The following is an 11,614-nucleotide window of genomic DNA, read 5'->3' on the forward strand; positions in this document are numbered from 1 at the left end:
CTGCGAAATAGTTAACGAAGCTTGAAATCGATCGGCACGCTGACCCAGCCGGCCTGGGCCACGTCGCCCTGCTTGGCGGGGACGAAGCTCCAGCGCTTGACCGCGGCCAGGGCGGCGGCGTCGAGGGCGTCGCGGCCGCTGCTCTGCTGAATCTGGATCTGCCCGGGCTTGCCGCTGGGCAGCACCTCCACGCGCAGCAGCACGGTGCCTTCCCAGCCGCGGCGCTGGGCCATCTGCGGGTACTCCGGCGCCGGGTTCTTCAAATACGCGGCGTTGGCCGACGGCGGCGTGACCGGGGCCGGCGCGGGTGGCGCAGGTGGTGCCGGGGCGGCGACCGGGGCGGGTGGTGGCGCCTCGACCGGTTTCGGCTGGGGCTTGGGCGGTTGCTTGGCCACCGGCTTCGGCACGGGTTTCGGCTTGGGCTTGGGCTTGGCGGCCAGTTCGTCGATCACTGGCGGCGGCGGCTCGACCACGGGTGGCGCCGGGGCGGGCGGTGGTGGCTGCACCACCGGCGGTGCCGGTGCGGCGAACTCGATGGTCATGGGCGGGATCTGCGGCGGCACGATGGGCAGCGCGGGCGTGGGGGCCTGGCTGACCCAGTAGGCGGCGGCGCCGTGCAGGGCCAGCACCAACAGGCCCAGCGCCAGCTTGTCGCGGCGCTTGAGGCCGCTGACCGGTGTGCGTTGCAGGCGCAGCTGGCCCAGTGGCAGGCGAAGCGTCCGTCCAAGCTCGACCAGGTCACCCGGGGCCGGGCGCCATGGCTGGTCGTAGGCCCTGACGGCCGACTGGACATTACCCATTGATCAAACTCCTGGGGGTTCTTGATTCAGGTGTGTGGCTGAATCATCGGGGGCAGGGGCTTATCTCTGAAAGTAATCTTTGAAGTTAAAGTTAGAGCTTTTGGGAATATTGATTTGGAGGTGATGGCTCTAGGCCGCGGGGTTCGGGGGGTTCAGGGATACGGGTTGCAAACGATGCTTAGGCGGCATATTAAATATTCGTGAAAGGCATGAGATTGCCGCGAGGGCTGCGCCCTCGTTCGCGGGTAAACCCGCTCCCACAGGGACCGCGCCGAACTCGAGGACAGCGCTGTACCTGTTGGGAGCGGGTTTACCCGCGAAGGGCTGCACAGCAGCCCCCGCTATGTTGCAGGCAATAAAAAAGCCCGGGACCAGGCCCGGGCTTTAATAGCAAAGGATGGCTTAGATATCCGCCACCTTCTGCCAAACCTTCGGCCGGAAGAACAATGTCTCCCCCCGCGCCAACCCGCTCAGGCTGTCATGATCCTTGACCACCTCGGCCTCGATCAGCTCGCTCTGCCCTTCCACCTTCAAGGTCACCCGCGTAGTCGCGCCCAGCGGCCGGATATCACGCACTTCAGCCGCATGGTGCCCCTCGGTCTCATGCCGCGACAGCGACACCTCATGCGGCCGGAACAGCACATGGTTGCCTTCGCTCAGGGCCAGGCGGTTGGAATCACCCAGGAAGTGGTAGACGAAATCGTTGGCCGGCTGCTCGTACACCTCGCCCGGCGAGCCGATCTGCTCGATCACACCCTTGTTCATCACCACGATGCGGTCGGCCACTTCCATGGCTTCTTCCTGGTCGTGGGTTACGAACACCGAGGTCAGGTTGATGTCCTCGTGCAGCCGTGCCAGCCAGCGGCGCAGCTCCTTGCGCACCTTGGCGTCGAGCGCGCCGAACGGCTCGTCGAGCAGCAGCACCTTGGGCTCCACCGCCAGGGCGCGGGCCAGGGCGATGCGCTGGCGCTGGCCGCCGGACAGCTGCTCGGGGTAGCGGTCGGAGAGCCAGTCGAGCTGCACCATGTTCAGCAGCTCATGGACCTTCTCGGCAATCTTGCTCTCGCTCGGGCGCTCGCCCTTGGGCTTCATGCGCAGGCCGAAGGCGACGTTGTCGAACACGCTCATGTGGCGGAACAGCGCGTAGTGCTGGAACACGAACCCGACGTTGCGGTCACGCACGTCGTGGCCGGAGACGTCCTCGCCATGGAACACGATGTTGCCCTGGTCGGGGGTTTCCAGGCCGGCGATGATCCGCAGCAGGGTGGTCTTGCCGCAGCCGGACGGGCCGAGCAGGGCCACCAGCTCGCCGCTGTTGATGTCCAGGTTGATGTTGTTCAAAGCCTGGAAGCTGTTGAAGCGCTTGCTGACGTTACGAACTTCGATCGACATGACTCATTCCTCCGCGGCGCTGTGGCGCAGGCGGTTAATTCGGTTCTCGCTCCACTGCTTGAGCAGCAGGATGAAGAGCGCCAGGATCAGCAGCAGGCTGGCCACGCTGAAGGCCGCGACGTGGTTGTACTCGTTGTAGAGGATCTCCACGTGCAGCGGCAAGGTGTTGGTGACGCCGCGGATGTGGCCGGACACCACCGACACCGCGCCGAACTCGCCCATGGCCCGGGCGGTGCACAGCACCACGCCGTAGATCAGGCCCCACTTGATGTTCGGCAAGGTCACGTGCCAGAACATCTGCCAGCCGTTGGCGCCGAGCAGGCGCGCGGCCTCCTCCTCCTGCGTGCCCTGCTCCTGCATCAGCGGGATGAGTTCACGGGCGACGAACGGCACGGTGACGAAGATGGTCGCCAGGACGATGCCCGGCAGGGCGAACACGATCTGGATGTCGTGGTCCTGCAGCCACGGGCCGAACAGGCCCTGCGCACCGAACATCAGCACGTAGACCAGGCCGGCGATCACTGGCGACACCGAGAACGGCAGGTCGATCAGGGTCACCAGGATGCTCTTGCCACGGAAGCTGTACTTGCTCACGCACCACGCGGCGCTGACGCCGAACACCAGGTTCAGCGGCACCGAGATGACCACGGCGAGCAAGGTCAGCTTCAGCGCCGACAGGGCGTCGGGCTCGAAGATCGCCTCGAAGAAGGTGCCGAAGCCGTTCTTCAGCGCCTGGGACACCACGATCACCAGCGGCAGCGCCAGGAACAGCGCGAACACCAGCCAGCCAAGGCCGATCAGGATGCGCCGCGAGGTGGCGCTGCCACGCCGGGCGGCGTTGGCGGCGGCGCTTGCACTCAGGGTTGAACTGGACATGCGGCCTCCTTCAAGGGGTTTCGATGCGGCGCTGCAGCAGGTTGATCAGCAGCAGCAGGATGAAGGAAACCACCAGCATCAATACGCCGATGGCGGTGGCGCCGGTGTAGTCGTACTGGTCGAGCTTGACCATGATCAGCAGCGGCAGGATCTCGGTCTTCATCGGCATGTTGCCGGCGATGAAGATCACCGAGCCGTACTCGCCCACGCCGCGGGCGAAGGCCAGGGCGAAGCCGGTGAGCCAGGCAGGCAGCAGGGCCGGGGCGAGGATATGGCGGAACACCTGCAACGGCTTGGCACCCAGGCATGCCGCGGCTTCCTCGACTTCCCGGGGGATGTCGGCCAGCACCGGCTGCACCGTGCGAACCACGAACGGCAGGGTCACGAAGGTCAGCGCCAGGGTGATGCCCAGCGGCGTGTAGGCGATCTTGAAACCGAGGTCGGTGGCGAACTGGCCGACCCAGCCGGCAGGCGCGTACAGGGCGGTCAGGGCGATGCCGGCGACGGCGGTGGGCAGGGCGAACGGCAGGTCGATCATCGCGTCGATGATCTTGCGCCCGGGGAAGGTGTAGCGCACCAGCACCCAGGCCAGCAGGGTGCCGATCACGCCGTTGATGATGGCGGCGAACAGGGCGGTGCCGAAACTCAGCTTGAGCGCGGCGATCACCCGCGGTGCGCTGATGATGTTCCAGAACTGCTCCCAGGTGAGCTGCGCGGCATGCACGAACATGGCGGCCAGCGGTATCAGCACGATCAGGCTGAGGTACACCAAGGTGTAGCCCAGCGTCAGCCCGAAGCCGGGTATGACGGGGGAAATGCGACGTGACATAAATATCCCTGGTTGAACGCACTTGGCCCGGTGATGATCCGGGGACGGTGCAGGCTTTTGAATCCTGGGGCCGCCTTGCGGCCCTTTCGCGACGCAAGGCCGCTCCTACATGGATCGCGATTCCCTGTAGGAGCGGCCTTGCGTCGCGAAAGGGCTGCGCAGCAGCCCCCGCGTCTCCCTGGCCTTACTGTGCCTGGTAGATCTGGTCGAACACACCACCATCATTGAAGAACTTAGGCTGTGCAGTCTTCCAGCCACCGAAGTCCTTGTCGATGGTCACCAGGTCCAGTTTCGGGAACTGCTTGCCGAATTCGGCCGCCACTTTCGCGTCACGCGGGCGATAGAAGTTCTCGGCGGCGATCTTCTGCCCGGCCGGGCTGTACAGGTGCTTGAGGTACTCGGTGGCGATCTCGGTATTACCCTTCTTCTCGGCGTTCTTGTCGACCACCGCCACCGGAGGTTCGGCGAGGATCGACAGGGACGGCACGACGATGTCGAACTTGTCGGCGCCGCCGTCTTCCTTCAGCGCCAGGAAGGCTTCGTTTTCCCAGGCCAGCAGCACGTCGCCCTGGCCATTGTTGACGAAGGTGATGGTCGAGCCGCGGGCACCGGTGTCCAGCACTGGCACGTGCTTGAACAGCTCCTGCACGTAGGCCTTGGCCTTGTCTTCGCTGCCACCGGTCTTCAGGCCATAGGCCCAGGCGGCGAGGAAGTTCCAGCGAGCGCCGCCGGAGGTTTTCGGGTTCGGGGTGATCACCGAGACGTCCTTCTTGATCAGGTCGCCCCAGTCCTTGATGCCTTTCGGGTTGCCCTTGCGCACCAGGAACACGATGGTCGAGGTGTACGGGGTGCTGGCGTCCGGCAGGCGGGTCTGCCAGTTGTCCGGCAGGGTCTTGCCGAGCTTGGCGATTTCGTCGATGTCGCCGGCCAGGGCCAGGGTCACCACGTCGGCGCGCAGGCCGTCGATCACCGCGCGGCCCTGCTTGCCCGAGCCGCCGTGGGATTGCTGGATCTTCACCTTGTCGTCCGGGTGGGCCTGTTGCCAGTGCTTGATGAATTCGGCGTTGTACTGCTGGTACAGCTCACGGGTCGGGTCGTAGGACACGTTCAGCAGTTCGTAGTCCTTGGCGATGGCGGAACCGGCAAAAACAGCACTGGCCAGAGCGGCGAGCGCATAACGGCGGATGGACATGGTGAAGCTCCCGATTGGCATTTTTCTAGTTTTGAATGTTGTGGCGCGAATCAGCTGGGCTTGTTGCCAGGCTGTTGCAGGCGGAATTTCTCCTTGCGCTCGATCTGCACCACCTGGGCGTTGTGCACGGTGATTTCCACCGCGCCGAAGCGCAGGTCGCGCAGGGCGCTCTGGATCTCACGCAGAATGGTGGCTTCGTCCTGACCGTCGATGCTACGCAGCGATGCACTCATGCTCGTTCTCCTTGGAGTGAGGGTGCCGGGCTGAGGTATGAAGGGGTTTGCGCCTGGCTTGAGGGCAATAGTAGTGAGGCGGAGTTATTCTTAAAAATACTGTTTAAGAATGTTTATATAACCATTTTCAAAAGCCGGCGTCGGCCCTCTGTGGGAGCGGGTTTACCCGCGAATGCGACGGTGAATCCACCATCGCATTCGCGGGTGAGCCCGCTCCCACAAGGTTCAGTGATGGGTTCCAGCTTTGTGCTCAGGCTCGCGGATCTTGTACCAGGCCACATACAGCGCCGGCAGGAACAACAGCGTCAGCAGGGTCGCGACGATGATCCCGCCGATCATGGCGTAGGCCATCGGCCCCCAGAACACCTCGCGGGCAATCGGGATCATGCCCAGGCTCGCCGCCGCCGCCGTCAGCAGGATCGGCCGGCGGCGGTGGTTGGTGGCTTCCACCACCGCATCCCAGGGCGCGAGGCCCTGGGCCTCGAACTCGTCGATCTGGGTCACCAGGATCACCGAGTTGCGGATGATGATGCCCGCCAGCGCGAGGATGCCGAGGATCGCCACGAAGCCCATCGGCGTGCCCGTCGGCACCAGCGCCAGGACCACGCCGATCAGCCCCAGCGGTGCCACGCTGACCACCAGCAGCAGCTTCTGCACGCTGTGCAGCTGGATCATCAGGAAGGTCGCCATGAGGAACAGCATCAGCGGGATTACCGCTGCGATCGGGCCCTGGGCCTTGCCGCTCTCCTCCACCGTGCCGCCGGTGGCCACCTCGTAGCCCACCGGCAGCTTGCCGGCGAACTCATCGATCTTCGGTTTCAGCTGCGCCACCAGGTCGGTGGGCTGGATTTCGTCGGTGACCGACGCCTTGATGGTGATGGTCGGCTTGCGGTCGCGCCGCCACACCAGCGGCTGCTCCAGCTCGTAGCGCACGGTGGCGAACGACAGCAGCGGGATCGAGGTGCCGTTGGGGGTGAGGATCTGCAGGTTCTGCAGGGTATCGGGCGAGCCGCGCTCGCTGTCCTCGGCGCGGGCGACCACGTCGACCAGGTAGATGCTGTCGTTGACCTGGGTGATCGGCACGCCGCTGACGATGCTGTTCATCACGTTGGCCACGTCCTCGGACGACAAGCCCAGCTGGCGCGCCTTGTCCTGGGCGATCTCGATGCGCAGCACCTTGCCCGGCTCGTTCCAGTCGTAGATCATCTCGCCGATGTGTTCATTCTGGTCGAGCAAGGTTGCCAGTTCGATGGCGTGCTTGCGCACCTGGTCGATGTCCTTGCCGCTGACCCGGTACTGGATCGGCCGCCCCACCGGCGGGCCCATTTCCAGCGACTGGACGTTGCTGCCGATGCCGACGAAGTCTTCGTGCAGGCGCTTCTGCAGGCGCGCAATCAGGCCGCCGCGTTCTTCCAGGCCCTTGCTGACGATGACGAACTGGGCGTAATACGGGTTCTGCAACTGCTGGTCGAGGGGCAGGTAGAAGCGGATCGCACCCTGGCCGATGTAGGTACTCCAGCTGACGATGTCGGGGTCGCCCTTGAAGCTCGCCTCGAAGCGGTCCACCACCTTGCGGGTTTCCTCGATCGAGGCGTTCTGCGGCAGGTTCAGGTCGACCAGGATCTCGGGGCGATCGGACGACGGGAAGAACTGGTTCTGCACGAAGCGCATGCAGAACACCGAGAGCACGAACAGCACCACGGTGCCGACCACGGTCAGCCAGCGGTGGCGCATGCACCACAGCAGGCCATGCTCGAAGCCCCGGCCGATGCGCCCGGGCTCGGCGTCGTGGGCCTTGAGTTTCTTGCTGTCGAGGATATGCACGCCCAGCACCGGGGCGAAGAACACCGCCACCACCCACGACACCATCAGCGCCACGGCGATGACCGCGAACAGGGTGAAGGTGTATTCGCCCGCCGAGCTGGCATTGAGCCCGATCGGCACGAAGCCCGCCACCGTCACCAGGGTGCCGGTAAGCATCGGGAACGCCGTGGAGGTGTAGGCGAAGGTGGCCGCCTGCTCCTTGCTCTCGCCCATTTCCAGGCGCGTGACCATGACCTCGACGGTGATCATTGCGTCATCCACCAGCAGGCCCAGGGCGATGATCAGGGCACCCAGGGAAATACGCTGCATGGTGATGCCGCTGTATTCCATGAACACGAAGACCATGGCCAGCACCAGCGGGATCGAGCAGGCGACGACCAGGCCCGCGCGCACGCCGAGGCTGACGAAACTCACCGCCAGCACGATCACCACCGCTTCGAACAAGGCGCTGGTGAAGCCGCCCACGGCCTTCTTCACCACCACCGCCTGGTCGGAGACGGTGTGCACGCCCACCCCCACCGGCAGGTCGTTGACAACCCGGTCCATCTTCGCCTTCAGCGCCTCGCCGAACACCTGGATGTTGCCACCGGCCTTCATGCCGATCGCCAGGCCAATGGCGGCCTGGCCGTTGTAGCGGAACATCGGCGACGGCGGGTCACTGTAGCCACGCTTGATCTCGGCGATGTCCGCCAGGCGGAAGAAGCGGTCGTTGATGCGCAGGTTGACGGTCTGCAGGTCTTTTTCCGAGGCGAACTGGCCGGTGGTGCGCACCGAGATGCGTTCCGGGCCAGCCTCGATCACGCCCGCCGGGGTCACCGCGTTCTGCGATTGCAGCGCCTGCATGACCTGGCGCTGGTCGATGCCCAGGGCGGCCAGCTTGCGCGTGGAGAAGTTGAGGTAGAGCACCTCGTCCTGGGTGCCGATCATCTCGATCTTGCCGATGTTGGGCACCTCCCGCACTTCGGCGCGGGCTTGCTCCACGTAGTCGCGCAGTTGCCGCAGGCTCAGGCCGTCGGCCGTGAACGCATAGATCGAGCCGTAGACATCGCCGAATTCATCGTTGAAGCCGGGCCCCTGGATGCCCTCGGGGAACTGGCCGCGGATGTCCTGGATCTTCTTGCGCACCTGGTACCAGATCTGCGGGATGTCCTTGGCCTTGGTGGTGTCGCGCAGGTACACGTAGACCGTGGACTCGCCGGGCCGGGTGTAGCTCTTCACGTAGTCGAGCGAGTCGAGCTCCTCGAGCTTCTTCTCGATGCGGTCGGTGACCTGGTACAGGGTCTCGTCCTGGGTCGCGCCGGGCCAGCGGGTCTGGATCACCATGGTCTTGATGGTGAACGAGGGGTCTTCCTCACGGCCGAGGTTGAAGTACGAGAAGATGCCCATCAGCAAGCCGACGAACATCAGGTACCAGACGAACGACTGGTGCCTGAGCGCCCATTCGGAGAGGTTGAAGCTTCCTTTCATTGCGCATCCTCGTCGAAGGCGACCTTCTGGCCAGGCTTGAGGCTGTTCACGCCCGCGCTCACCACCCGTTCGCCGGGCTGCACGCCCGAGGCCACGACGATGCTCTGGTCGGTGCGGTCGATCAGGGTCACGTCACGGGTGGCCACGGTCTTCTGCTGCGGGTCGATCACCCACACCTGGGTCTTGCCGTCGCGTTCGAGCAGGGCGCTCAGGGGGAGCTCGCTGCGTGGCGCCACAGCCGAACTCAAGGTCACGCTGATGGCAGTGCCCAGGTGGAAGGCTGCAGGGGTGCTGGCCAAGGTCAGACGGGCGCGGCGGGTGCGGGTGGTGGCGTCGGCCTGCGGCTCCAGCTCGCGCAGGGTGGCGGTGGTCTCGATGCCCGGGTCGAGCTGGGCAGCGACGGTGAAGGTGAGGCCTTTGTTCAACTGCTCGGCCAGGCTGATCGGCAGGTCGATGACCGCCTCTTTCACGTCCGGCCTGGCCAGGGTGACCACGGCCTGGCCCGCCGTGACGGTCTGCCCGGCCTCGGCCTGCCAGGCCGTGATCACGGCGGCGTGGTCGGTGCGCAGGGTGCTGTAGTCGAGCTGGTCGCGGGCCTGGCTGAGCGACGAACGCGCCTGCTGCAGCGAAGCGCCGGTGGTTTTCAGGTTGGTCTGGGCGATGTCCAGGCTGGCCTTGGCGCCGACACCCCGGTCATACAACTGCTGCTGGCGGCGGGCATCGGCCTGGGCGTTGATCCACTGCGCCTGGACCCGCGCCAGGTCGCCTTCGGCGGCGCGCAGCTGGTTCTGCTGGTCGGTCGGGTCCAGCGTGGCCAGGGTATCGCCGGGTTTGACCAGGGCGCCGACATCGAGCCAGCGACGCGCGATGCGCCCGCCGACGCGAAAGCCCAGGGTGCTTTCGTAGCGGGCCTGGATGGTGCCGGCAAAACGGCCCAGCTGCGCTTGCACCTGGGGTTCGACCTTGACCCACAACACCGGCCGGACAGCTTCGACGGCCTGTTCTTCGCCGCCACAGCCAGCCAGCAGCAGGCTCATCGGGAGCATCAGCAGAACGCGCTTCATCGCTCACCCCCCTGTGCCTTGGCATCGACCTTTTCCACCTGCATGCCCGGGTGCAGCAGCTGCCCCCCGGTCACCACCACGGTTTCGCCGCCTTCCAGGCCCTGGGCGATCACCACCTTGCCGGTGAGGTAGCGGCCCACCTCGACCTGGCGCAGCTCGACCTTGTCGCCCTCGCCCACCACCCATACCGCCGGCGCCTTCAACGCCTTGGTCAGCGCCGACCAGGGCAGCTCGACGCTGGGCCGGCCCTGGGTGTTGCCAGTAGCGGTCACCGGTGCGCCCAGGCGCATGGCGGCGGGCACGTCGTGCAGCGCCACCTTGACCTGCACCGTACCGCTTTGGGCCGACACGGTGGGGGTGACCTCACGCACCACGCCTTGCGCCTTGACGTTCGGGTCGTCCAGCAGGCTCACCGTCAGGCCGGCGTCGCTGGGCGGGGCGACCAGCAGCGATTCGTAGACGTTGAACACCGCGTCGCGGTCGCCGTCGCGGGCTAGGGTGAAGATCGGCATGGTCGCCTGCACCACCTGGCCGACCTCGGCCTGGCGCTGGGTGATCACGCCATCGGCTTCGGACACCAGGGCGGTGTAGCGGAGTTGTTCGTTGGCATTGGCCAGTTGCGCCTGGGCGGCCTTGAGCGCGCTCTGGTTGCTGCGCAGCTGGGCTTGGGCAGCGTCGTATTCGCTCTGGCTGGTGTAGCCCTTGGGCAGCAGCTTTTGCTGGCGGACGAAGGCCGCGCTGGTCTGGGTGACCCGCGCCTGGGCGGCGAACACTTCGGCCTTGGCCGAGTCGACGTTGTTCTGCAGGTCTTTGGGGTCGAGCCGCGCCAGCACTTGGTTGGCCTTGACGTGGTCGCCGACGTCGACGCTGCGCGCGATGATCTTGCCGCCCACGCGGAACGACAAGTCGGTCTGCACCCGCGCCTGCACGTCGCCGGTCAAGGTGACCCTGGCGGCGAAATCGGTGGGTTCGACCCGTACCACGCCGACCCGGGGCAACACTTCGGGCGCCTCCTCCTTGCTACAGCCCGCGAGCAGAATGGCCAGCCCCAGACCAACGAACGACAGCGGACGCGTGAGCGACATGCAGGCTCCTGGCTTGCGCGCAAAAGATTCGTGGAATGCGACTGTTAGCGTAGATCAGGGTTCGATAAACATCACTGACGGGGGTCAAGCTGGCATTTGTAGCGCCTGTACCGACCCTTTCGCGGCGGTTCGACGCCTCGATAAACCCGCTCCCACAGGGATCGCGCAGGTCTCAAGCCAGATGCAGTACCTGTGGGAGCGGGTTTACCCGCGAAAGGGCCGGCACAGCCACCGAAATGCTTTGAAACCAACAACTTCAAGGGGCCTGCAGCACAACCACTACCTTTGAGAGGCCATCTGCTTTCAAGGATGATCTCGATGCCTCGCGCCCAATCTCACCTGCTGCGCCGTGGTCGCTATTCGGAACTCGGCAGGCTCTACTTGCTGACCACCGTGACTCACCAGCGCAAACCTCTGTTCCATGATTTCCACCATGCTCGGTTGGTGATCCGACAGTTGCGCCAATCAGAACAGGACCACGACTGCCGGTCACTGGCCTGGGTGTTGATGCCGGACCACCTGCACTGGTTGATCGAGTTGAAAGGAACGACGCTGGGAACCCTGATGCGCAGATTCAAATCCAGATCCAGCCTGGTTCTGCATCAGGCGGGAGTCGAGCAAGATCCAGTTTGGCAAGCTGGGTATCAGGACCGGGCACTGCGGCGGGAAGAAAGTGTGGCACATGTGGCCCGGTACATCGTTGCCAATCCCTTGAGGGCCGGGTTGGTCAAGAGTGTTCGGGATTACCCACATTGGGATGCGGTCTGGCTTTGAACCGGTGCTGGGGCCTTCGCGGGTAAACCCGCTCCCACAGGGATCACCACAGGCCTGAAGGCAGTGATATTCCCTGTG

General features: G+C 65.1%; 10 protein-coding genes. 1 reads left to right on the forward strand and 9 read right to left on the reverse strand.

Going from position 1 to position 11,614, the window contains the following annotated elements:
* Positions 1–11 precede the first annotated feature (11 nt).
* The 9 genes from ACIP21_RS12755 to ACIP21_RS12795 all read right to left on the reverse strand — a co-directional run bounded on the left by ACIP21_RS12755 (position 12) and on the right by ACIP21_RS12795 (position 10,762).
* Positions 12–800 carry an energy transducer TonB gene (locus tag ACIP21_RS12755; RefSeq protein ID WP_400687852.1) on the reverse strand — a complete coding sequence of 263 codons (789 nt, stop codon included), beginning with the start codon at positions 798–800 and terminating at the stop codon, positions 12–14.
* A gap of 402 nt (positions 801–1,202) precedes the next feature.
* Positions 1,203–2,192: a sulfate/molybdate ABC transporter ATP-binding protein gene (locus tag ACIP21_RS12760; protein WP_400687853.1), complete on the reverse strand. Its 990-nt coding sequence runs from the start codon at positions 2,190–2,192 to the stop codon at positions 1,203–1,205.
* A 3-nt stretch (positions 2,193–2,195) separates the two neighbouring features.
* On the reverse strand, positions 2,196–3,068 hold the full coding sequence (gene cysW, locus ACIP21_RS12765) for a sulfate ABC transporter permease subunit CysW (protein ID WP_400687855.1): 873 nt from the start codon (positions 3,066–3,068) through the stop codon (positions 2,196–2,198).
* Positions 3,069–3,078: 10 nt separating this feature from the next.
* Positions 3,079–3,897 carry a sulfate ABC transporter permease subunit CysT gene (gene cysT / locus ACIP21_RS12770; RefSeq protein WP_400687857.1) on the reverse strand — a complete coding sequence of 273 codons (819 nt, stop codon included), beginning with the start codon at positions 3,895–3,897 and terminating at the stop codon, positions 3,079–3,081.
* Between the two features lie 184 nt (positions 3,898–4,081).
* Positions 4,082–5,089, reverse strand: coding sequence for a sulfate ABC transporter substrate-binding protein (locus tag ACIP21_RS12775; protein WP_400687859.1), 1,008 nt, complete (start codon positions 5,087–5,089; stop codon positions 4,082–4,084).
* A 50-nt stretch (positions 5,090–5,139) separates the two neighbouring features.
* Positions 5,140–5,322, reverse strand: a complete 183-nt coding sequence (oscA, locus tag ACIP21_RS12780; protein ID WP_012274726.1) for a sulfur starvation response protein OscA — start codon at positions 5,320–5,322, stop codon at positions 5,140–5,142.
* A 225-nt stretch (positions 5,323–5,547) separates the two neighbouring features.
* Complete coding sequence (locus ACIP21_RS12785; protein WP_400687861.1) at positions 5,548–8,613, reverse strand: efflux RND transporter permease subunit; 3,066 nt, start codon at positions 8,611–8,613, stop codon at positions 5,548–5,550.
* Complete coding sequence (locus ACIP21_RS12790) at positions 8,610–9,677, reverse strand: efflux RND transporter periplasmic adaptor subunit (protein WP_400687863.1); 1,068 nt, start codon at positions 9,675–9,677, stop codon at positions 8,610–8,612. Before ACIP21_RS12790 ends, ACIP21_RS12785 begins: the two co-directional genes overlap by 4 nt.
* Positions 9,674–10,762 carry an efflux RND transporter periplasmic adaptor subunit gene (locus tag ACIP21_RS12795; protein ID WP_400687865.1) on the reverse strand — a complete coding sequence of 363 codons (1,089 nt, stop codon included), beginning with the start codon at positions 10,760–10,762 and terminating at the stop codon, positions 9,674–9,676. Before ACIP21_RS12795 ends, ACIP21_RS12790 begins: the two co-directional genes overlap by 4 nt.
* A gap of 318 nt (positions 10,763–11,080) precedes the next feature.
* On the opposite strand from ACIP21_RS12795, the gene ACIP21_RS12800 reads away from it, so the two are divergent.
* Positions 11,081–11,536: an REP-associated tyrosine transposase gene (locus ACIP21_RS12800; protein ID WP_400687867.1), complete on the forward strand. Its 456-nt coding sequence runs from the start codon at positions 11,081–11,083 to the stop codon at positions 11,534–11,536.
* Positions 11,537–11,614 lie beyond the last annotated feature (78 nt).

The organism is Pseudomonas sp. NPDC089401 (assembly GCF_044749485.1).
Taxonomy (GTDB): Bacteria; Pseudomonadota; Gammaproteobacteria; order Pseudomonadales; family Pseudomonadaceae; genus Aquipseudomonas.